The 20,438-nt window shown below is 71.5% G+C and carries 26 protein-coding genes and 1 riboswitch; of the genes, 13 read left to right on the top strand and 13 right to left on the bottom strand.

The window, feature by feature from the left end; genetic code table 11:
• Nucleotides 1–14 precede the first annotated feature (14 nt).
• Nucleotides 15–434, bottom strand: a complete 420-nt coding sequence (locus ACIBJG_RS11100; RefSeq protein WP_399306885.1) for a GNAT family N-acetyltransferase — start codon at nucleotides 432–434, stop codon at nucleotides 15–17.
• Nucleotides 435–546: 112 nt separating this feature from the next.
• Nucleotides 547–1,827, bottom strand: a complete 1,281-nt coding sequence (locus ACIBJG_RS11095; RefSeq protein ID WP_399306883.1) for a cytochrome P450 — start codon at nucleotides 1,825–1,827, stop codon at nucleotides 547–549.
• 335 nt (nucleotides 1,828–2,162) lie between these two features.
• Here ACIBJG_RS11095 and ACIBJG_RS11090 point away from each other — a divergent pair, with 335 nt between their 5' ends.
• Both ACIBJG_RS11090 and ACIBJG_RS11085 read left to right on the top strand, forming a co-directional pair.
• A complete protein-coding gene (locus tag ACIBJG_RS11090; protein ID WP_030921856.1) occupies nucleotides 2,163–2,390 on the top strand; it encodes a hypothetical protein in 228 nt (75 codons plus the stop codon).
• A complete protein-coding gene (locus ACIBJG_RS11085) occupies nucleotides 2,387–2,758 on the top strand; it encodes a fic family toxin-antitoxin system, toxin component (protein WP_145767569.1) in 372 nt (123 codons plus the stop codon). Before ACIBJG_RS11090 ends, ACIBJG_RS11085 begins: the two co-directional genes overlap by 4 nt.
• Before the next feature lie 82 nt (nucleotides 2,759–2,840).
• Here ACIBJG_RS11085 and ACIBJG_RS11080 read toward each other — a convergent pair whose 3' ends face one another.
• The 4 genes from ACIBJG_RS11080 to bioB all read right to left on the bottom strand — a co-directional run bounded on the left by ACIBJG_RS11080 (nucleotide 2,841) and on the right by bioB (nucleotide 6,836).
• Complete coding sequence (locus ACIBJG_RS11080; RefSeq protein WP_399306880.1) at nucleotides 2,841–3,539, bottom strand: class I SAM-dependent methyltransferase; 699 nt, start codon at nucleotides 3,537–3,539, stop codon at nucleotides 2,841–2,843.
• A gap of 136 nt (nucleotides 3,540–3,675) precedes the next feature.
• Complete coding sequence (gene bioD, locus ACIBJG_RS11075; protein WP_399306877.1) at nucleotides 3,676–4,365, bottom strand: dethiobiotin synthase; 690 nt, start codon at nucleotides 4,363–4,365, stop codon at nucleotides 3,676–3,678.
• A 1-nt stretch (nucleotide 4,366) separates the two neighbouring features.
• The gene (locus ACIBJG_RS11070) at nucleotides 4,367–5,671 is read right to left on the bottom strand and encodes an adenosylmethionine--8-amino-7-oxononanoate transaminase (protein ID WP_399306874.1); all 1,305 of its coding nucleotides are present in this window, start codon (nucleotides 5,669–5,671) and stop codon (nucleotides 4,367–4,369) included.
• Nucleotides 5,664–6,836, bottom strand: a complete 1,173-nt coding sequence (gene bioB, locus ACIBJG_RS11065; RefSeq protein WP_399306871.1) for a biotin synthase BioB — start codon at nucleotides 6,834–6,836, stop codon at nucleotides 5,664–5,666. Before bioB ends, ACIBJG_RS11070 begins: the two co-directional genes overlap by 8 nt.
• Nucleotides 6,837–6,979: 143 nt before the next feature.
• On the opposite strand from bioB, the gene ACIBJG_RS11060 reads away from it, so the two are divergent.
• Nucleotides 6,980–8,122, top strand: coding sequence for an 8-amino-7-oxononanoate synthase (locus ACIBJG_RS11060; protein ID WP_399306869.1), 1,143 nt, complete (start codon nucleotides 6,980–6,982; stop codon nucleotides 8,120–8,122).
• A 78-nt stretch (nucleotides 8,123–8,200) separates the two neighbouring features.
• Here ACIBJG_RS11060 and ACIBJG_RS11055 read toward each other — a convergent pair whose 3' ends face one another.
• Nucleotides 8,201–8,407: a DUF397 domain-containing protein gene (locus tag ACIBJG_RS11055; RefSeq protein ID WP_399306867.1), complete on the bottom strand. Its 207-nt coding sequence runs from the start codon at nucleotides 8,405–8,407 to the stop codon at nucleotides 8,201–8,203.
• Between the two features lie 25 nt (nucleotides 8,408–8,432).
• Nucleotides 8,433–9,293 (bottom strand): helix-turn-helix domain-containing protein, encoded by an 861-nt coding sequence (locus ACIBJG_RS11050; protein ID WP_399306863.1) that lies wholly within the window; start codon nucleotides 9,291–9,293, stop codon nucleotides 8,433–8,435.
• 209 nt (nucleotides 9,294–9,502) lie between these two features.
• Between ACIBJG_RS11050 and ACIBJG_RS11045 the strand changes: the two genes are divergently transcribed.
• The gene (locus ACIBJG_RS11045) at nucleotides 9,503–9,934 is read left to right on the top strand and encodes an ATP-binding protein (protein ID WP_399306860.1); all 432 of its coding nucleotides are present in this window, start codon (nucleotides 9,503–9,505) and stop codon (nucleotides 9,932–9,934) included.
• A 22-nt stretch (nucleotides 9,935–9,956) separates the two neighbouring features.
• Here the strand turns inward: ACIBJG_RS11045 and ACIBJG_RS11040 are convergent, their stop codons facing one another.
• Nucleotides 9,957–10,874, bottom strand: a complete 918-nt coding sequence (locus tag ACIBJG_RS11040) for a LysR family transcriptional regulator (RefSeq protein ID WP_399306857.1) — start codon at nucleotides 10,872–10,874, stop codon at nucleotides 9,957–9,959.
• A 72-nt stretch (nucleotides 10,875–10,946) separates the two neighbouring features.
• On the opposite strand from ACIBJG_RS11040, the gene ACIBJG_RS11035 reads away from it, so the two are divergent.
• Nucleotides 10,947–11,600 (top strand): LysE family translocator, encoded by a 654-nt coding sequence (locus ACIBJG_RS11035; protein ID WP_399306854.1) that lies wholly within the window; start codon nucleotides 10,947–10,949, stop codon nucleotides 11,598–11,600.
• 66 nt (nucleotides 11,601–11,666) lie between these two features.
• Here the strand turns inward: ACIBJG_RS11035 and ACIBJG_RS11030 are convergent, their stop codons facing one another.
• From ACIBJG_RS11030 to ACIBJG_RS11020, 3 genes are all read right to left on the bottom strand, one after another.
• Complete coding sequence (locus ACIBJG_RS11030) at nucleotides 11,667–12,140, bottom strand: C40 family peptidase (protein WP_399306851.1); 474 nt, start codon at nucleotides 12,138–12,140, stop codon at nucleotides 11,667–11,669.
• Nucleotides 12,141–12,143: 3 nt separating this feature from the next.
• A riboswitch (cyclic di-AMP (ydaO/yuaA leader) is annotated at nucleotides 12,144–12,338 on the bottom strand.
• 304 nt (nucleotides 12,339–12,642) lie between these two features.
• Entirely contained in the window at nucleotides 12,643–12,951 is a 309-nt protein-coding gene (locus tag ACIBJG_RS11025; protein ID WP_399306849.1) for a hypothetical protein, read from the bottom strand.
• A 7-nt stretch (nucleotides 12,952–12,958) separates the two neighbouring features.
• Nucleotides 12,959–13,591, bottom strand: a complete 633-nt coding sequence (locus ACIBJG_RS11020; protein ID WP_399306846.1) for an ATP-dependent Clp protease proteolytic subunit — start codon at nucleotides 13,589–13,591, stop codon at nucleotides 12,959–12,961.
• A gap of 95 nt (nucleotides 13,592–13,686) precedes the next feature.
• On the opposite strand from ACIBJG_RS11020, the gene ACIBJG_RS11015 reads away from it, so the two are divergent.
• Entirely contained in the window at nucleotides 13,687–13,971 is a 285-nt protein-coding gene (locus tag ACIBJG_RS11015; RefSeq protein ID WP_399306843.1) for a type II toxin-antitoxin system Phd/YefM family antitoxin, read from the top strand.
• A gap of 64 nt (nucleotides 13,972–14,035) precedes the next feature.
• Here the strand turns inward: ACIBJG_RS11015 and ACIBJG_RS11010 are convergent, their stop codons facing one another.
• Entirely contained in the window at nucleotides 14,036–15,028 is a 993-nt protein-coding gene (locus tag ACIBJG_RS11010) for an ABC transporter permease (RefSeq protein ID WP_399306840.1), read from the bottom strand.
• A 110-nt stretch (nucleotides 15,029–15,138) separates the two neighbouring features.
• On the opposite strand from ACIBJG_RS11010, the gene ACIBJG_RS11005 reads away from it, so the two are divergent.
• The 7 genes from ACIBJG_RS11005 (at nucleotide 15,139) to ACIBJG_RS10975 (ending at nucleotide 20,435) form a co-directional block, all read left to right on the top strand.
• Complete coding sequence (locus ACIBJG_RS11005) at nucleotides 15,139–15,768, top strand: TetR/AcrR family transcriptional regulator (RefSeq protein ID WP_399306837.1); 630 nt, start codon at nucleotides 15,139–15,141, stop codon at nucleotides 15,766–15,768.
• Between the two features lie 138 nt (nucleotides 15,769–15,906).
• A complete protein-coding gene (locus tag ACIBJG_RS11000; RefSeq protein ID WP_399306834.1) occupies nucleotides 15,907–16,209 on the top strand; it encodes an urease subunit gamma in 303 nt (100 codons plus the stop codon).
• A 12-nt stretch (nucleotides 16,210–16,221) separates the two neighbouring features.
• The gene (locus ACIBJG_RS10995; RefSeq protein ID WP_399306831.1) at nucleotides 16,222–16,533 is read left to right on the top strand and encodes an urease subunit beta; all 312 of its coding nucleotides are present in this window, start codon (nucleotides 16,222–16,224) and stop codon (nucleotides 16,531–16,533) included.
• Complete coding sequence (locus ACIBJG_RS10990) at nucleotides 16,526–18,247, top strand: urease subunit alpha (RefSeq protein ID WP_399306827.1); 1,722 nt, start codon at nucleotides 16,526–16,528, stop codon at nucleotides 18,245–18,247. Before ACIBJG_RS10995 ends, ACIBJG_RS10990 begins: the two co-directional genes overlap by 8 nt.
• Before the next feature lie 13 nt (nucleotides 18,248–18,260).
• Nucleotides 18,261–18,923: an urease accessory protein UreF gene (locus ACIBJG_RS10985; RefSeq protein WP_399306824.1), complete on the top strand. Its 663-nt coding sequence runs from the start codon at nucleotides 18,261–18,263 to the stop codon at nucleotides 18,921–18,923.
• Nucleotides 18,924–18,972: 49 nt separating this feature from the next.
• Complete coding sequence (ureG, locus tag ACIBJG_RS10980; protein WP_399306821.1) at nucleotides 18,973–19,650, top strand: urease accessory protein UreG; 678 nt, start codon at nucleotides 18,973–18,975, stop codon at nucleotides 19,648–19,650.
• On the top strand, nucleotides 19,647–20,435 hold the full coding sequence (locus ACIBJG_RS10975) for an urease accessory protein UreD (protein ID WP_399306818.1): 789 nt from the start codon (nucleotides 19,647–19,649) through the stop codon (nucleotides 20,433–20,435). Before ureG ends, ACIBJG_RS10975 begins: the two co-directional genes overlap by 4 nt.
• Nucleotides 20,436–20,438: the final 3 nt, after the last annotated feature.

Genomic DNA, 20,438 nt, shown 5'->3' with positions numbered 1-20,438 from the left:
AGGTGGCCTGTTGGTCAGAGGGGCTTCACCCAGCGCCGCCAGTGGTCCTCCCGGTGGTAGCCGGCCGCGGCCCATGCGTGGTGTGCGCGTTCGTTGGCCTCCAGGACCATGGCGTCGGCCCGGCGGCCGCCGAGCGCGGTGAAACGGGCGTCCGCCGCTTCCAGCAACGCTGTGGCGATGCCCTGCCGGCGCAGTCCCGGGTGCACGGCCAGCCGGTAGACGTGGCAGCGCCACCCGTCGAAGCCGGCGATGACGGTGCCCACGAGCAGGCCGCCCCGCTCCGCGAGGAGCAGGGCTCCCGGGTCGCGGGTGACCAGCCGGGACACCCCGTCGCGGTCGTCGCTGATGCTCGTTCCCTCCGCGGCCTCGCGCCAGAACGTCAGTACGCCGTCGACGTCGGCCAGGGCTGCGCAGCGGATGTGAAGATCGCTCATGGGATGAGCCAAGCAGAGTGTCATCCCGATGGGCGAACGGATTTGCGTCCGCTCGGAACGCGCTCGGAACGCGCTCGGAACGCGCTCGGAACGCGCGCGGGCGCAGGCCGTCTCAGCGCAGGTGTACCGGGAGCGACTCGATGCCGTAGACGATCGACAGCTTCCGGAAGCCGAGCTCCTGTGGCGGGACGGCGAGCCGCATGCCGGGGAACCGCCTGGCCAGCGCGGGGTACGCCACGCGCAGCTCCATGCGTGCCAGTTCCGCACCGATGCAGCGGTGGATGCCGTGTCCGAACGCCAGATGACCCGCCGGGGTGGTGCGGTGAGGGTCGAAGCCCCCGTCGTCCATGACGTACGACGGATCACGGTTGGCGCCGCTCAGGGAGCAGAGGACCATGTCGCCGCGCGGAATGACCACCCCGGCTATCTCGATGTCCTCCCGGGCGAAGCGGGGGAAGGCCATCTGGACCGCGGACAGGTACCGCAGCACCTCCTCGACGAACGGCGCGGTCATCGTGTCATCAGTCCGCAGCTGGTCGAGGACGTCCTCGTTCTGCAGCAGGACCAGCGAGCCGAGCGCGATCGTGCTGGCCGTCGTCTCGAAGCCGCCGGTGAGCACTCCGTCGGCGAGACCCGCGAGCTCCTCGTCGTCGACGCTGTCCCCGTGCTCCCTCACGATCATGCCGAGCAGTCCGTCCCCGGGCTTGTGGCGCTGCGCCCTGACGACCTCCCTGAAGTAGTCCAGCGAAGCGGACATGGCTCCGAAGGGTGCGGTCGTCCCGCCGAAGAGGTCGAAGCGGTCCATCGCGAGCTGCTGGAAGTCGTTCCGGTCCTCGTACGGCACGCCGAGCAGTTCGCAGATGGTGAGGGAGGGGACGGGCAGTGCGAACTCGTGCACCAGGTCGACTGGGCCGCGGGCGGTCTCCATCGCGTCCAGACGTTCCTCGACGATCGCTTCGATCCGGGGTGCCAGACGCCGCAGGCGGCGCATGGTGAACTCCGGGGTCAGGATGCGGCGCAGTCGCGTGTGCACCGGCGGGTCGCTGAAGCCGAGCCCTCCCGGGCTCTGCTCGGGGGCGATCCCGGCGTTGCCCGCGAGGTGGGCGAAGTCCGTGCTGAACCCCTCGGCGGAGCCGAGCACGGCCTTCGACTCCTCGTACCCGGTGACCACCCAGGCGTCCATGCCGAACGGCAGCGAGACCCTGGAGATCGGGGCGCTCGCCCGGGTCGTGGCTACTCGGCGCACGGGATCGAGCCCGTCGCGGCGCAGGAGCATGAGCAGTTCCTCCGGCAGGAGCTTGATCGTGGAGGAGCCGATTCCGTGCCGCTGGATCCTGGCCAGGTACGTGCGCCCGAGCCGGGCGGTGATACGGGAACGGAACGTCGTACTCAATGTGCACTCCATGAGTCGTCGCGAGATCTGGTCGGTTTGGCAGGTGTTCGCCGCCAGGACGTGGCCGACTGCGCTGACTTCGGCTTCCTGACCAGGAATTATGACCACTTGTTCGGAGAAGGGGGCGACCGGGTGCGGTATCCGTCGCTCATCCTTCGACGGTACGGGTGCCGACGCCGTTGCGCCCGGGGCGGCCGACTGCGGCGATATGCCAGGTGGCAGGGGTGGGCCGGCGCCCGCGGACGGTCGGGAGGCCGGCCGCGGAGGGCGTCCGAGGTCCGGCCGGGGGTCCGTTCCCCTTGCCGGTGCTAGCGATCCCGCGCTAGCGTGAGGGGGTGCCCAAGACGCAGCTGAACGTTCGAGTGGACGAGGCCACCGCCGAGGCCGCGCGGCAGCGCGCGCTCCAGAGGGGGATGAGCGTGAACCGCTACATAGAGGAACTCGTCAAACAGGACGCGGGCGAGGTCGGCCATACCTTCGTCGAGGCCGCCGCCGACTTCATGAAACAGTACGAATCGGTGTTCGCCGAGGAGTTCGGCCCGGAGCGCAAAGGCACCCGTTGAACCTCCGGATCCACCTTTCCTGGCTGCTCATGGTCGCCGAGCACAAGACCCCCGGTGACCCCCAGGTCACGGACTGGGGCGCGCTGGTCGCCGCGGTCGCACGGCACGAGGCGGAGATCTTCGGCAGCCCGGTCTACAGCGACCCGCACTCCAGAGCGGCCGCTCTGCTGCAACTGCTGCTGCACGTGCCCGCGTTGGAGCGGTCCAATGCGATGTTCGCGTCGGCCGTCGCCTACGGCTACCTCGTGGCGTCGGGGCTCAAGGTCATCACCTCGCCGGAACAGGTGCGTGATCTGGCCCTGCTGGTCAAGGAGGGCAAGGCGGACGTCCGGGCCATCGCCGACGAGCTGCGTCAGTGGAGCCTGTGACCAGGTTCGCGTGAGCATGGACGAGCTGCGTCAGTGGGGCCTGTGAGGCCGGGGCCCTGTGGCGGGGGCTCCGTGACCGTGGTCAGCGCAGCCCCTGCCGCCCCCGGTCCACCACGGCCGACCGTCGCGCAATGCCCAGCACGCACGAGGACGTGGGAAGCCTGATGCCGCGCTCCGGCATGTTGACCTTCCGGTACGACTCCACCGTGAATCCGGCCGCCTCGATGGCGGCCAGCGCGTCGCGCGAGGTGTGACAGCCCCCGGCGACCAGCGGCCAGAAGGTCCGGTCCAGTGCCCGCTGGGTTGCCGCCATGGCCCGGCCGTCGGCCCGCACATGTTCGAAGAAGCGCAGCTCACCACCGGGCCGCAGGACCCGCCGGATCTCCGCGAGCGACTGCCGCACATCGCGTACGGTGCACAGCACGAGCGAGGCGACGGCCGCGTCGAACGCCTCGCTCTTCACCGGCAGCGCCTCCGCCGTGCCCGGCACCACGTCCACGGGGATTCCGGCGCGCAGCGCGGACCGTACCGCCAACTGCCGCAGCGTGCGCTCGGGTTCGATCGCCACCACCTCGGACACCGCCGGCGGGTAGTGGGAGAAGTTCAGGCCGTTGCCCGCCCCGATCTCGATGACCCGCCCCGACAGCCCCGACAACAGCTCGGCCCGCACTCCGGCGAGCCCCGCGGCGTTCTCCGCGGCTACGCTCAGCCGGGCGTAGAAACGGGCGAAGACGGGGTGGTGCACCGCGTCCTTCTGGATCTTCGTGCTCCGCAACCGCATGACGGACCTCCTCGACGGGGGCCGGCCCGCGCGGGCCGGAGCGAGGGTGTGCGCCCCGCAGGCCCGCTCGGCCGGAATCGTTCGGCTACCTCGATTCTGCCCCCTTCGGCGCACCCCGTCCTGCGCCGTGCACCGCTCAGTCCGGCGGCCTGTTCCCGCCCAGCCGCCGCGCCAGCCAACTTCCGGCACGCGCGCGGAACTCCGCAGGGTCCAGAGCTCCCGCGCCCGCCGGAACCACGCCCAGCAGCGGGGCACCTGCCGCCACCGGAAGGTCCGACAGATTGCAGCGCTCCGCCAGGTCCGGCTCGGCCGGCATGCTGCCGACCACCACCCCGAGGCAGTCGAGCCCGCGGGCACGGAGCGCCTCGGAGGTCAGCGCCGTCGAGTTGAGCGTGCCGAGCCCGGCCGGCGCCACCACCAGGACCGGTGCCGCCAGCAGCCGTGCGGCGTCCGCCAGGGTCGCGCCGTCGTCGTCGAAGCGTACGAGCAGTCCGCCCGCACCCTCGACCAATACCAGATCGTGTTCGGCCGCCAGCTTCTCTGCGGCCTCGGCGACCTCGTACGGTCGGACCGGTGCCATCCCGGCCCGCCGCGCGGCGGTGGCAGGCGCCAACGGTTCGGGGAACCGCGCCAGTTCGACCGCGGTCACATGAGCGCCCGCCAGGCGCGCCACCTCGGCGGCGTCACCCGGCTCTCCCGGCTCCAGACCCGTCTGGGCCGGTTTGAGTACCGCCACCCGACGGCCCGCGGCGGCTGCCGCCACGGCCGCCGTCACGACCGTCTTGCCGATCTCGGTGCCCGTCCCCGTCACCACCAGAACGCTCATCTCAGCCCTCCCGCGCCGCGGCGCACACGGCACGGCAGATCCGCGCCACATCGTCGTCACCTGTGACGTACGGCGGCATGGTGTAGACGAGGTCGCGGAACGGCCGCAGCCACACGCCCTCGCGCACCGCGGCCCGGGTCGCGGACTCCATGTCCACCTCGCGATCGAGCTGGACGACGCCGATCGCACCCAGAACCCGCACATCGCGGACCCCGGCCAGCTCCCGGGCCGGGGCCAGGCCGTCCCGGAGGCCTGACCCGATCCGCTTCACCTCCTGCTCCCAGTCCTGGCCGAGCAGCAGCTCGATCGAGGCGCAGGCCACCGCGGAGGCGAGCGGGTTGCCCATGAACGTCGGGCCGTGGGCGAGCACCGGCACCTCGCCGCGCGAGATGCCGTCGGCCACCGCGGTCGTACACAGCGTCGCCGCCATTGTCAGATAGCCGCCGGTCAGCGCCTTGCCCACACACATCACATCGGGCGATACCCCGGCGTGCTCCGCTGCGAACAGCTTGCCCGTGCGCCCGAAGCCCGTCGCGATCTCGTCGAACACCAGCAGCACGTCGTGCGCGTCGCAGGCCTCGCGCAGGACGCGCAGGTAGGCGGGTGAGTGGAAGCGCATGCCGCCCGCTCCCTGCACCACAGGCTCCACGATCACCGCGGCCAGCTCGTCGGCGTGGTGAGCGATCAGCTCACGCAGATGCGTGGCGTACGCGGCGTCCGGCTCCGCGTCGAAACCGGCCGGCGGCTCGTCCGCGAAGACCTGCTGGGGCAGCGCCCCCGACCACAGCTCGTGCATACCGCCCTCGGGGTCGCACACCGACATCGGGTGCCAGGTGTCCCCGTGGTACCCGCCGCGCCAGGTCAGCAGCCGCTGCTTGGCCGGCCGACCCGCCGAACGCCAGTACTGAAGGCACATCTTCACGGCCACCTCGACCGACACCGAGCCGGAGTCGGCGAGGAAGACGTGCTGCAAGGGCTCCGGGGTGATCTCGACCAGCCTGGCCGCCAGGCGCACGGCGGGCTCGTGCGTGAGGCCGCCGAACATCACATGGCTCATCCGGCCCAGCTGGTCGCGTGCCGCCTCGTTCAGCACCGGGTGGTTGTACCCGTGCACCGCTGACCACCACGACGACATGCCGTCGACCAACTCGTGCTGCCCATGGGCCGGTTCGGCCAGCCGGAGCCGTACGCCGGACGCGGACTCCACAACCAGCGGCTCCTGCCGGCCCGGCATGGGACCGTACGGATGCCAGACATGGGCCCGGTCCAGGGCCCGCAGCCCGGCGGGGGAGAGCGGCTCAGGCATTGGGTGCGAGATCCGTACCCGCCCCGCGACGGCGGACCGCTACCAGGTCGGTGCGTGCCGTCCGGTCCGCGGCGGCTTCAGTGGGAGCGGCCTCCGCTTCCGGGCCGTCGCCGCAGGGCGCGCATCCGCCGGAGTGCGAACCGCAGCCGCCTCCCGCGTCGGCCCGGTGGCCGGGGAGCGTCGTCGTGCCCGCTCCCTCCACCTCGAAGCCGGCGTCAGCGATCATGTCGAGGTCGGTCTGCCCCGCCTGGCCCTCACTGGTCAGATAGTCGCCCAGGAAGATCGAGTTGACCAGGTGCAGGGCGAGCGGCTGCATCGAACGCAGATGCACCTCGCGCCCGCCCGCCAGCCGTACCTCCACGTCGGGGCAGACGAACCGCACCATCGCCAGGATGCGCAGACAGCGCTGCGGCGTCAGGTTCCACTCCTTGGCGAGCGGGGTTCCCTCGAAGGGGATCAGGAAGTTGACGGGAACCGAGTCCGGGTCGAGCTCACGCAGGGCGAAGACCACGTCGACCAGGTCGGAGTCGCTCTCGCCCATGCCCGCGATCAGCCCGGAACAGGCGGAGAGCCCGGCGGCCTGGGCCTGGTGGACCGTCTCCACCCGGTCGGCGTAGGTGTGGGTGGTCGTGATGTCCCCGTACGTCCCCTCGGACGTGTTGAGGTTGTGGTTGTAGGCGTCGGCGCCCGCCGACCGCAGCCGGTCGGCCTGGCCGTCGGAGAGCAGTCCGAGGCAGGCGCACACCTCGACGCCCTCGTTCTGTTCCTTGATCGCCTCGATGGTCTGCGAGACCCGGTCCACGTCGCGGTCGGTCGGTCCCCGGCCGCTGGCGACCAGACACACGCGCTTGGCGCCACCGGCCACTCCCGCGGCCGCCGCCTTCGACGCCTCGTCGGGCTTCAGCCAGGTGTACTTCAGGATCTCGGCCTTGGATCCCAGCCGCTGGGAGCAGTACGAGCAGTCCTCGGGGCAGAGCCCGGACTTCAGGTTGACCAGATAGTTCAGCTTCACCCGCCGTCCGAACCACTGACGGCGCACCTTTCCGGCCGCGGCCACCACGTCGAGCAGTTCGTCGTCCGGGGTCGCCAGTACGGCGAGCGCTTCTTCACGGGTCGGCAGCTCGCGCCGCAGCCCCTTGTCCACCAGCGTGTTCAGGAGGTCCATGGCGATGATCCTGACGCACGGCACCGCTCCGAGCCAAGGAGGAACCGGACAACAGAGCCCGCAGAGGGTGTGTGCATTGCCACACCATGCCCGGCTGCGCGCGCGGTTAGGGTCTGTGAGCTGCCTACAAAAGGGACCTGCCCATGTCCTTCGCCCCGTTCGACTGGATCGACGAGGAGGCTCGCCGTCGCGCGGACGCCGGACTCGTTCGGACGCTCCGGCCGCGAGCCGCCGAACCGGAACTGCTGGACCTCGCGAGCAACGACTACCTCGGCCTGACCCGGCATCCCGACGTGACCGCCGCGGCGGCCGACGCGGCGCGCCGCTGGGGCGGCGGCGCCACCGGTTCCCGGCTGGTCACGGGTTCCACCGAGCTGCACGCCGAGCTCGAACGCGAACTGGCCGATTTCTGCGGTTTCGAGGCGGCCCTCGTGCTGTCGTCGGGCTATGCCGCCAACCTCGCGGCGCTCACCGCCCTGACCGGCCGGGGCTCCCTGATCGTGTCGGACGCGGGCAATCACGCCTCGATCGTCGACGGCTGCCGGCTGTCGCGGGCCGAGACCGCCGTCGTGCCGCATGCCGACCCCGAGGCGGTGCGCAAGACCCTGCACGCGCACCAGGGCAGGTCGCTGGCGGTCACGGACTCGGTCTTCTCGGTCGACGGCGACGCCGCACCGCTGGACGAACTGTCCGACGCCTGCCGCGCGGAGGGTGCCGCGCTCCTCGTAGACGACGCGCACGGTCTGGGAGTGCTAGGTAAGGGAGGCCGCGGCGCGCTCGCCGCGGCCGGTCTGGCGGGCGGCGACGGCATCGTTACCACGCTCACCCTTTCCAAGTCCCTGGGCAGCCAGGGCGGGGCGGTCCTGGGCCCGGCCCGCGTCATCGACCACCTGGTCAACACCGCGCGTACGTTCATCTTCGACACCGGGCTCGCACCGGCCGCCGTCGGCGCCGCACTGGGCAGCCTGCGGCTGCTGCGCCGCGAACCGGCACGCGCGGACAGGGCCCGTACGGTCGCCACCGCACTGTACGAGCAGCTGACCGCCGCCGGCCTGACCGCGGTCCGTCCCGACGCGGCCGTGGTCTCCGTACGCGCACCCTCGGCCGAGGCGGCCGTCCGCTGGGCGGCCGACTGCCGTACGGCCGGCATGGCGGTCGGGTGCTTCCGGCCGCCGTCCGTGCCGGACGGCGTCTCCCGGCTGCGGCTGACCGCGCGCGCCGACCTGACGGACGAACAGATCGCCCACGCGGTGGCGATCGTCCGGCGGACCGCTCCGGCCTGCTGACACGCCGGCCGTACGGCGGACCGCTCCGGCCCGCTGACACGCCGGGAAACCGTCACCCCGCAGCACCCGGGCGCGGGCTCAGCGCACGGAACCGCCGTTCAGGGCGGTGACGAAGGACGTCCAGGCCGTGGCGGAGAACTGCAGAGGCGGCCTGGACACGTCCTTGGAGTCGCGCACGGCCAGTCGCCGGCCGCCGAACGGCGCGGCCTCCACGCAGTTGTTCATTCCCGTGCTGCGGCTGCTGCGCCGCCACCGTAACGCGTGCTGTGCGAGGCAATCCGACATGACGCCCCCCTCGGGCAGTCCGGGTTCACTGACCGTCGCGGTCGATTGCGGCGATCAGGTCCAGCGAGTGCTCCGGCGACAGCGCGTGTGCCTGCAGAGTGCGGAAGGCCGAGCTGTACGCCTCGAGGTCTTCTTTCCGCTCCAGGTAGAGGCTACTCATCAAATGGTCGAGAACGACCACATCCAGATCAGAAGTGTGCGGAAAAGAGAAGATAACGAAAGGACCGGTGAGGCCTACATAGCCGCCCACCGAGAAGGGCAGCAACTGAAGGCGCACGTGAGGTAGTTGGGCCACTCGGCTGAGATGGCGCAGTTGCTCCCGCATCACCCGGCGGCCGCCGACCTCCCGTCGCAGCACCGCCTCGTCCAGCACCGCGCTGAACCTCAGCGGGGGATCACTCCGCAGGACCCCCTGCCGCGCGAGCCGCACCTCCACCAGTGAGTCGAGCTGTCCGGTGGGCAGCCCGTCGAGCGAAGCCCGCGTCACCGCGCGGGCGTAGTCGGCGGTCTGCAACAGACCCGGCACCACGGAAGTCTCCAAGGTGCGGGCGGTGCGCGCCTGCGACTCCAGACTGATGAAGTCGCGGTACTGCGGCGGGATCAGGCCGCGGTACGCGTGCCACCATCCCGCGCCCCCGCCGCCTGCCGAACCCGCGAGCGCCTCCAGGACCTCGCGCAACTTCGGGTCGTCCGTGCCGTACGCGTCGAGCAGCCGGGTCACATCACCGGGCTGCACTCCGCTCACGCCGGTCTCGATCCGGCTGACCTTCGACTGGTGCCAGCCGAGCAGACGGGCCGCGTCCCGGCTCGTGAGTCCCGACGCATGGCGCAGACTCCGCAGCTCCTCCCCGAGCTTGCGGCGTCGCACCGCAGGGCCGTGCCGCATGTGGTGCCTCCCTCCCACTCCCTGCCGAGCGGACAGTGTGGCGCCCTGACGGGGCATCCGGGGCAGAGTTCACCGCTTTGAGCGACAGATATATGCATATCTTGGTGGATCGCCGTTACAGAGGGCAGCATCAGTGGCAATCTGGCGCGAAGCACAACCCGGACCACCGATCGCGGGGTCGCTTCCGGGTGGGAAAGGGACGGCTCGCCATGGCAGACCATCAAGAAGCACGTGTCACTCTGCCGAGCGAGCCGGTCTCGGTCTCATCGGCCCGGAGATATGTCGCCCGGGTACTGGCCGAATGGGGACTGCCCGACGGTACGGACACGGGTGACACGGTCCGGCTCATCGTCTCGGAGCTCGCGACCAACGCGGTCCAGCACACCTTCGGACAGTCACCCACCTTCACCGTGGACCTTCGGCTGGAGCGGGAGGAGCAGCTGCGCCTGGGGGTGACGGACAGTCACCCCCGCTGGCCCCAGCGACTTCCGGCGGCCGTCCAGCAGGACAACGGCCGCGGCATGGTGATCATCCGTGCGCTGGCCAAGGAGTACGGGGGCCGGCTGACCGTCACCCCGACAGCGGACGGCGGGAAGACCGTCTGGATCGCGCTGCCGTGGCACCTGCCCGCCCAGCTGTGACCGACCCGTCCGTGCACGCCGGTCACTGCGGCGCCGCGGCCCGTCCGAATCCGCTGCGCAACAGGGCCCGCAGCGTTGCCGCCGCGGCGCTCGTACGGTCGCCGCGGTGCACCACCGAGATCGTCCGGCGGAACGCGGCCGGCTCCAACCGCCGTACGGACAGCGGAGTCGGCGACATCGCCGCCACCATCTCGGGTACCACCGCCATCCCGATGCCCGCACTGACCAGCGCGCACACCAGCGCATAGCCGGGCGACTCGCACACCACCGCAGGCAGCGCCCCCGCCTCGGCGAGCGCGCTCTCCACACCGCGGCGCGGCGGATGTGTGGGCGCGCTGCTGATCAGGGGCCGTCCCGCGAGCCGCGTCACCGGCAGCCGCCCGCTGCCGTCGGCCAGCACCTGCCCGACGGCCGTGATCAGCACCAGCTCCTCGACCAGGAGTGGCTCGGACAGGACACCTGACGGCGGCGTTGTCGCGGCGCCCGGTTCATAGGCGTGGGTCAGCGCCAGATCCACCTCGCCCGCCGCTACCGCGGCCACTCCGCCCGGGGGCTCGTACTCCGTGACGGTCAGTTCCACGTCCGGATGTGCCCGGCGGAACGAGCTGAGCACCGGCGGCAGCAGATGGATGCCCGCCGTGGTGAAGGTGCCGACCCGCAGGCGACCGCCGGAGAGCCCGGCCAGGCCGGCCAGTTCGTGGCGGGCCTGCTCCATCTCGTCGAGGACCCGCCGGGCGCGCCCGGCGAGCAGCTCGCCCGCCGCCGTCAGCCGGGCGCCCCGGTGGTGGCGCACCAGCAGCGCCGCCCCGGCCTCCCGCTCCAGTTTGGCGAGCTGCTGGGAGAGCGCCGGGGCGGTATAGCCCAGGCGGGCGGCGGCCCGGGTGATCGAACCGGCCTCGGCGACCGCCACCAGCGCCGCGAGCCGTGTGGGGTCGTACATTAAGCGTTCCTTTTGGCAGACCCAGAAGATTGCAAGTACATGCTAAAGGCTGTTCGGGGCCAGGGTGGAGCCATGGACGCTCAAATGACTGCATTCCTCGGGGTCGCCGCCGTCATGGTCGCACTGCCCGGCGCGGACTTCACCGTCGTCGTACGCAACGCCCTCGTCTCGCGCACGGCGGGGGTGGCGACCGCGCTGGGGGTCGCCGGGGGCCTGCTCGTCCACACGGCGCTCGCCGTCGCCGGACTCGCCGCTGTGCTGGTGGCGGTGCCGGTGCTGTTCCGGACGGTCCAACTCCTCGGTGGTGCGTACGTGCTCTACCTGGGCATCAGCGCCCTGTACGCGGCTCGGCTCCGCGCCGGGTCCGCACGGGACGCCGGGGCGGGCGACGGGGACGGGGACGGCGGGCGGGCCACTCAGGGAACCGCCCGCGCGCTGCGTCAGGGCTTTCTGACCAACGCGCTGAACCCCAAGGCGCCCGTGCTCTTCCTCAGCCTCCTGCCGCAGTTCGTGCCGGCCGGGGCCGCGCCCCTGCCCAGGACGCTGCTGCTGGCCGCCATCGTTGTGCTGATGGCGCTCATCTGGTTCCCGGCCGTGGCGCTGCTGGTGGACCGGCTCGGCCGGTGGCTGCGCCGGCCGCGTACCGCCCGGGCGATCGAGGGCGGCAGCGGCGCGGTACTCACCGTGCTGGGGGTGGTCCTGGTGACGGGCCCGCTGCTGCGCTGACGCGGAGGCATCGGCGGGGGCGGCGGGCTTCGGTGGGCCTGCCCTTGGCGCACCGGGGGAGCGGCCTCAACGGACCCGCCCGTAGTAGACGCTCTTCGTCCAGATCTTCTCCAGGCGGACCACGGCCCCGGTCTTGGGCGAGTGCCAGATCTTGCCGCTGCCCGCGTAGATGCCCACGTGGTAGATGCTGCGGCCGGAGTGGAAGAAGACCAGATCGCCGCGCTGCCGCTTGGAGGACGAGATGTGGCGGGTCTTGTTGTACTGCTGCTGGGCCGTTCGCGGGAGCTTCTTCCCGGCCTTCTTGAACGAGTAGAGCGTCAGCCCGGAACAGTCGAAGCGGCTGGGTCCGGTGGCGCCCCACCTGTACGGCGCACCCTTCTTCGACGCGGCGATGTTGAGGGCCTTCATCGAATGAGTCGCGGCCTGGGCGTCGGTCACGGCACCGGGGACGAACAACGTGCCGCCGACGGCGGCGAGAGTCATCAGCGAGGCCGTAGTGGCCCGGGCAAGCAGAGACGGGACATGAACCTGCGCAGTCATGCGCAACCCTTCGTCAGCCGCCTGTGAAGGATGACCTGTCGGGTTCGGGCCGGCGAAGTCGCCCGGCCGCAGATGCGGCTTCACCCCGAGGGACAACCGGAAGTCCGGTCGGCCCGTGTGCTTGGGTCCTCCACTCCTGCCGATCCACTCCTGTCGACCAGGCATCCGGACGGCGGCAGGACTCGGCGTCCGCCCGGACCGCCCCGCCGCGGTGGCGGGGGCTTGTCGTCCCAGGGATCTTGACTCACCCAGTGCCGGATTTCCGAGGCGAAACAGCCATATGTGAGGCTCGTCACGATTACCCCGTTCGGGTGGGTAGATGGCTTTTCGGAGAACTGTAGGCACGCGCCGGGTGGTGCGGTACCAGCGGCGGAACGGGGGATTTCACCCATAGTCCACCTCGAAAGTGCAAATCGAGTTGTCCCTCGTGCGAAGTAACGCCTACGCCGAACGAGCGAGAAAACTGGGTCGACGCGTCGGGCGTGTCGGGCCGGGGAGCTGATCAACTCGGCGGGCCGGGCGGGACGGTGACCCGCCCGGCCCGCCGTTCGCCGTCCAGTACGCGCAGCGCCCGGGTCAACGTGACCGCGTGGATCCGGGATTCGCCCCGCTCGTGCATCAACACCAGCGCGTCCCGCAGTGCGACCGAGTACGAGGCCAGTGCCTGGGCGGCGCGCAGGGCGCCGTACGTGTCGCCTCCGTGCGCCGGATTGATCCGGCCCACCTGGTCGAGGACTTGCAGATAGCGGTCGATGAACTCGCCCTCCGCCCGGGTCAGGGCGGGCAGGGGCGCGAACTCGGGTGAATGCATGATGAATTCACCGCACCGGGTGCGGCGGCAGGGGGCCGCGGTTCCGGACGATGTGGTCGACCAGCCCGTAGTCCTTGGCGCCCTCGGCGTCGAGGATCAGATCGCGCTCGGTGTCGGCGGTGATCTGCGCGGCGGGGCGGCCGGTGTGACGGGCCAGCATGCCGGTCAGGGTCTCGCGCATGCGGGCCAGTTCCCGCGCCTCGATCTCCAGGTCGGACGGCTGCCCCTGTACCGGCTCGGCCAGTTCGGGCTGCTGCACCATCACCCGGGCACCCGGCAGCGCGTGGCGTCTGCCCGGGGCTCCGGCCGCGAGCAGCACGGCCGCACCGGCCACCGCCTGGCCGAGGCAGAAGGTCTCCACCTCGCAGGTGAGGAACGCCATGGTGTCGTACACGGCGGTCATGGCGCCGAACGAGCCGCCGGGGGAGTTGATGTAGAGCGAGACGGGCCGGTCGGGAGCGTCGTGTTCCAGGTACATGAACTGGGCGATCAGATCCGTGGCCGCCGTGTCGTCGACGGGTGTGCCGAGGAACACGACCCGTTCGGCCAGCAGTTTGGAGTAGGGGTCGAGCGTGCGGGTCCCCTGGGACGTGCGCTCCGTGAACTCGGGCAGTACGTGGCGGGCGGCGGGGCGGTGCATGGCGGGCCTCTCCTCCGGGCGTGCGGGGCCGGGAAGGCGCCCGCACACGCTTCTGTAAAAAATGTACAGGACGTACAGAAGGTTATGATGGGAGCATGGCCTACGAGATTCCGGTGACGCAAGCCCGAGCTGAGCTCGCCGAACTGATCAACCGAGTCGTCTACGGCGGCGAGCGCGTGGTCGTGACCCGGCACGGCAAGCCGCTCGTGGCGCTCGTTTCCGCTGCTGACCTGGAGCGACTCGAGAGCGATGAGGCGGCCGAGCAGGAGCAGGTGATCAGTTCGGTCTCCTCGATCGGCTCCTCGGCGTCCGCTCCGGGCGAACGGCACCGCTTCGGGATCGCCGCGGAACACCGGGGCCGGCAGGGCCCGGGCAACTGACCGAACGCGAAGAGGTCGTGCACCCCACCCGGCTTCGGGGGGTGCACGACCTCTTCGGCCGGTGTCAGCCCGCCAGTGCGGGCTGTCGCGAGGGTGCGGCCTCGGGTGCGGCCGGGGCCGGGGGCCGTCGGCGGCCGCCGATGATCACCGCGGCCAGGCCGAGTACCGCCCACAGGGCCAGCGTCAGGGCCGCGCCGCCCGCCGCGTGCCCGTCGAAGAACGCGACCGAGCGCAGCAGGGAACCTCCCGCACCCGGCGGCAGCCACTGGCCGATCACCCCGACCGGCCGGGGGAGCAGTTCGGGCGCGCTGGTGACGCCGGAGAACGGATTGCCCACCAGCACCATGAGCAGCGCCCCCAGGCCGACTCCCGCCGGTCCGATCAGGGCGGCGAGCCCCGCCACTGTCCCGCCGATGGCGAGCACCGTGAGGCCGAGTGTCCCCGCCTCGCTCCACCAGTCTCCGGTGATGACCCCGAGCCAGCTGTCGGTGAGCGCGGCGGCGATGGCGCCGACCAGGGTGGCCACGCCGAGCAGTGCCGCGGCCGCGCGCCCACCGCGCAGCCGCAGCAGCGTCACGGCCGAACCGGTGGCCACGCCCGCGATCGCCAGGGGCAGGATGCTCGCGCCGAGCACGCTCCCCCGTGGATCCGCCGCCGGCGCCGCCACCACGTCCGTGACCGGGACCGTGGTGCCCGCGGGGGCCGACGCGGTCACCGCTTCGTGCAGCAGCTGGGCGACCGCCGGGCCTGCCGCGGACGCGGTCAGCAGTTCGGGTCCATGCGGGGTGACGACGAGTGCGCCGTATACGGACCGGCCCTCGATCGCGGTGCGGGCGGCGGCCTCGGAGTCGTAACGGTGGATCTCGAAGGCGCCGTCGCGCTGTTCGAGCTGCTGCTGGAGCCGGTCGGCCGCCGGTGCGGAGCCGGCGACACCGATGGGCAGATCGCGGGGCGCCATGCGGGCGGCGGGCCAGGCGAAGGCCCAGAGGGCAAGCGCCACGACCATGGGGACCAGCAGGACGACCGCCACCAAACGGCGGTTCGGGGCAGCGGACATGACGGGCACCTCGATTTCCAAGAGAATGATCGTTCGTTTTACGTGACGAGGTCACTGTCCTGCCGGCTGGGCCAGTTGTCAAGAAGGAATGTTCGTTTTACATTGGCTCCATGGCCCGTGTATCCCAGGAACACCTCGACGCCCGCCGCCGGCAGATCCTCGACGGCGCGGCACGGTGCTTCGCCCGTGACGGTTTCCACGCCACCTCGATGCAGGACGTGCTGAAGGAGGTCGGGCTCTCGGCCGGGGCGGTCTACCGCTACTTCAGCGGCAAGGAGGATCTGATCGCCGCCATCGCGGGCGAGGCGGTCGGGGGGGTCCGGCAGGCGTTCGAGTGTGCCGCCCGGCTGGGTCCGCCACCGACCCCCGATGTGCTGATCGGCCGCGTGGTGCGCACCCTGTTCGGCGACGAGTCGGACGGCAGGGGAGGGCTGGACCGGCGGGCGTATGCCGGGCTGATCGTCCAGGTGTGGTCCGAGACGCTGCGCAGCGAGCGGCTGGCGGCCACGCTCGATGAGGCGTACGCGGGTCTGCGGGTGTCGTGGCTGGAACTGGTCGGCCTGTATCGCGCGAGCGGTGTGCTCGCCGCCGGGGTGCCGGATGAGGACATCGTCCGCACGCTGATCGCCACCGCACAGGGATTCATCACCCAGCTCGCCATGTTCGGCGACGTAGGGCCCGAGGTTCTGGAGAACGGCCTGCGCGGGCTGATGTCCATGGATCTGCAAAAGGTCAGTTAACGCGCCGGAAAAACTTCGGCTCTAACGTGCAATACCTCGCCGTGCGGCACCGGTTCGGCCTTCAACGAATTGTTGAAGGCGGCTAGTGTCTCGCTGCGCCCAGGGCCGGTACTGGGCGGACAACTGTGAGGTGGACGCGTGCAACTGACCCCGCACGAGCAGGAGCGCCTGCTCATCCATGTAGCCGCGGACGTGGCCGACAGGCGCCGCGCGAGAGGACTACGGCTCAACCACCCCGAGGCAGTCGCCCTCATTACCTCCCATCTGCTGGAGGGGGCTCGCGACGGCCGTACGGTCTCCGAACTCATGGCGTCCGGACGCAAGGTGCTCACCCGCGACGACGTCATGGACGGCATAGCGGAGATGATCCACGACGTGCAGGTCGAGGCGACCTTCCCCGACGGCACCAAGCTCGTCACCGTCCACGAACCGATCGTCTGACGGGCGCCGCCGATGATTCCGGGAGAGATTCTGTACGCGGACGGGCCCGTGCCGCTCAACGTGGGCCGGCCCGTCATCCGCCTCACCGTCCTCAACGCGGCCGACCGGCCGGTCCAGGTCGGGTCGCACTACCACTTCGCCGAGGCCAATCCCGGCCTCGCGTTCGACCGGGCGGCCGCCCGCGGACTCCGGCTGAACATCGCCGCCGGCACCGCTGTCCGCTTCGAGCCCGGCATCCCCGTCGACATCGAACTCGTCCCGCTGGCCGGACGGCGGATCGTCCCGGGCCTGCGCGGCGAGACCGGAGGCCCCCTCGATGGCTGAGCTCCACCGCGCCGTGTACGCCGACCTGTTCGGCCCCACCACCGGCGACCGGATCCGCCTCGCCGACACCGATCTGCTCGTGGAGATCGAGGAGGACCGCTGCGGCGGGCCCGGACGTGCGGGCGACGAGGCGGTGTTCGGCGGCGGCAAGGTGGTCCGCGAGTCCATGGGTCAGGCGCGCACCACCCGCGCCGAAGGCGCTCCGGACACCGTGATCACCGGCGCCGTCGTCATCGACCACTGGGGCATCGTCAAGGCGGACATCGGCATCCGTGACGGCCGGATCACCGGGATCGGCAAAGCCGGAAACCCGGACACGATGGACGGCGTCCATCCGGACCTGGTGATCGGCCCCGAGACCGAAATCATCGCGGGGAACGGAAAGTTCCTGACCGCGGGCGCCATCGACGCGCACGTGCACTTCATCGCGCCGACCCTCGTCGACCAGGCGCTCTCCAGCGGCATCACCACCCTGGTGGGCGGTGGGACCGGCCCGGCGGAAGGGACCAAGGCCACCACCATCACCCCGGGCCCCTGGCACCTGGCCCGGATGTTCGAGGCGCTGGAGGTGTACCCAGTCAACATCGGGCTGCTCGGCAAGGGCAACACGATGTCCCGGGACGCACTCCACTCCCAACTGCGCGCAGGAGCACTCGGGTTCAAGATCCACGAGGACTGGGGTGCGACACCCGCCGTCATCGACGCCTGCCTCGGCGTCTGCGAGGAGACCGGGGCCCAGCTCGCCATCCACACCGACACCCTCAACGAGGCCGGATTCGTCGCCGACACCCTGGCCGCCATCGCCGGGCGCACGATCCACGCGTACCACACCGAAGGTGCGGGCGGCGGGCACGCCCCCGACATCATCGGCGTCGTGTCGGAGCCGTACGTCCTGCCCAGCTCCACCAATCCGACCCGGCCGCACACCGTCAACACCATCGAGGAACACCTCGACATGCTGATGGTCTGCCACCACCTGAACCCTGCCGTGCCGGAGGATCTCGCGTTCGCAGAGTCACGCATCCGGCCCTCGACGATCGCGGCCGAGGACATCCTGCACGACCTCGGTGCCATCTCGATCATCTCCTCCGACTCGCAGGCCATGGGACGCATCGGCGAGGTCGTCCTGCGCACCTGGCAGACCGCCCATGTGATGAAGAAGCGGCGGGGCGCGCTGCCCGGCGACGGGCGAGCCGACAACCACCGGGTCCGTCGCTATGTCGCCAAATACACCATCAACCCGGCGGTGGCCCAGGGCCTCGACCGGGAGATCGGCTCCGTGGAAACCGGAAAACTCGCCGACTTGGTCCTGTGGGAACCCGCCTTCTTCGGGGTCAAGCCCCAGCTCGTCATCAAGGGCGGCCAGATCGCGTACGCGCAGATGGGCGACGCCAACGCCTCCATTCCCACTCCGCAACCCGTCCTGCCGCGACCGATGTTCGGTGCCGTCGGCCGGGCCCCGGCCGCCAACTCGTTCAACTTCGTGTCGGGTGCGGCGATCGAGGACGGGCTGCAGGAGCGGCTCGGGCTCGGCAAGCGGTTCGTGCCGATCGCCAGTACCCGTGGCGTCACCAAGGCCGACATGCGGGAGAACGACGCGCTGCCCAGGGTCGATGTCGACCCCGACAGCTTCGCCGTGACGATCGACGGCGAACCGGTCGAACCGGCCCCCGCCGCCGAACTCCCCATGGCCCAGCGTTATTTCCTCTTCTGAGAACGGACCACGGATGAGCCGTGCCGCCCTGCTCGTCCTGGCCGACGGCCGTTTCCCCGCCGGCGGCCACGCCCACTCCGGGGGAGCCGAAGCCGCCGTCGTGGCCGGACGCATCCGCACCGCCGACGACCTCGCCGCCTTCTGCCGGGGCCGTCTGCACACGACCGGGCTCACCGCCGCGGCGCTCGCCGCGGCGGCCGCCCACGGGCACGACCCGCTGGCCCTGGACGAGGCCGCCGACGCCCGTACGCCTTCACCCGCCCTGCGCGCGGTCGCCCGCAAGCTCGGCCGGCAGCTGATGAGGGCCGCCCGTGCGACCTGGCCGAGCGAGGAGCTCGACGCGTTCGCCCTGGCCCGGCCGCGGGGCGGCCACCAGCCGGTCGTGCTCGGCCTGACCGCGCGCGCGGCGGGGCTCGGACCCGAGGACGCCGCACACTGCGCCGCGTACGAGACGGTCGGCGGACCGGCCACCGCCGTCGTGCGGCTGCTCTCCCTCAACCCCTTCGACGCCACCGCGGTCCTGGCCGGGCTCGCCCCCGAGCTCGACCGCGTTGCCGAACAGGCCGCCGCTGCCGCTCGTGGACCCATCGATGAACTGCCCGCCGGTTCGGCCCCGTTGCTCGACATCGCCGCCGAGGCCCATGCCGCCCGACCGGTGCGGCTCTTCGCCTCATGACCCCGGCGCGCCGAACCGCGCGCCGCCCGAACAGCACAGGAGCCGCAGCATGCACCTCGACCACTCCCACTCCGGCCCGGCCGCCCTCGGCGCCGACGCCGCACGCCCGGACGGCACCCGGCGGGCCCTGCGCATCGGCCTAGGCGGACCGGTCGGGTCCGGGAAGACAGCGACCGTGGCCGCGCTCTGCCGTGCCCTGCGCGATCAGTTGTCCCTGGCCGTCGTCACCAATGACATCTACACCCGTGAGGACGCGGCCTTCCTGCTGCGCAACGCGGTGCTGCCGCCCGAGCGGATCCAGGCCGTCGAGACCGGCGCCTGCCCGCACACCGCCATCCGCGACGACATATCCGCCAACCTCGAAGCGGTCGAGGACCTGGAGGACTCCGTGGGACCGCTCGACCTCATCTTCGTGGAATCCGGCGGTGACAACCTCACGGCCACCTTCTCCAAGGGACTCGTGGACGCCCAGATCTTCATCATCGACGTCGCGGGCGGCGACGACATCCCCCGCAAGGGCGGCCCGGGCGTCACCACGTCCGACCTGCTGGTGATCAACAAGACCGACCTGGCGCCGTACGTCGGCTCCGATCTCGGCCGGATGGCCCGCGACGCCGCACAGCAGCGCGGCGAACTGCCCGTCGCCTTCACCTCCCTCACCTCGGGCGAAGGCGTCGGGCCGGTCGCGGACTGGGTGCGGGGGCAGCTCGCCTCCTGGACCGCGTGAGCGTCCGCGCCACCGCCCGCATCACCGCCGTACGCGACGGGCGCGGCGTCACCACGCTCCCCGTCCTGGAGAGCGACGGACCGCTCGCCCTGCGCCGGACGAGAGCCGCTCTTCCCGGGGCCGCGCGCGTCACCGTCGTGGGCGCGATGAGCGCCCCCCTCGGCGGCGACCGGCTGGCCATCGAGGCGCGCGCCGGGCGGAGCGCCCTGCTCACCGTCGACTCGGCGGCGGCCACGGTCGCCCTGCCCGGCGCCGGGCCCGAAGCGCCGCCGGCCCGCTACGACATCACGCTTCAGCTGGAGGAGGACGCCGAGCTCAACTGGCTCCCGGAACAGCTCATCTCGGCGCACGGCAGCGACCTCCACATGACCACCGTGGCCGAACTCGCCCCCACCGCACGGCTGATGCTGCGCGAGGAACAGATCCTGGGCCGGCACGGCGAGAGCACCGGAACGCTGCTGAGCAGGCTCACCGTCCGCCGTGCCGGACGCCCCCTCCTCGATCAGCAGACGGCGTATGGACCGGGTGCGCCCGGCGGCTGGGACGGCCCGGCCGTGCTCGGCGGCCACCGGGCCATCGGACAACTGCTCCTCGTGGACCCGGCCTTCGACGACAAGGGCCCGGACCCCCGGTTGCTGGGGGCCACCGCCGTGCTCACCCGGCTCGCGGGCCCCGCTGCCCTGGTGACCGTGCTCGCCGCCGACGCGAGAGAGCTGCGCACCGTGCTGGACCGGGCGGCGGACGAACTGGCGGCCCGCGCGAGCGGGGCTGAACACCGCCTTTAGGAC

It is taken from the genome of Streptomyces sp. NPDC050422 (assembly GCF_044458665.1).
Lineage (GTDB): Bacteria > Actinomycetota > Actinomycetes > Streptomycetales > Streptomycetaceae > Streptomyces.
This window is presented reverse-complemented; position numbering and strand designations above follow the sequence as displayed.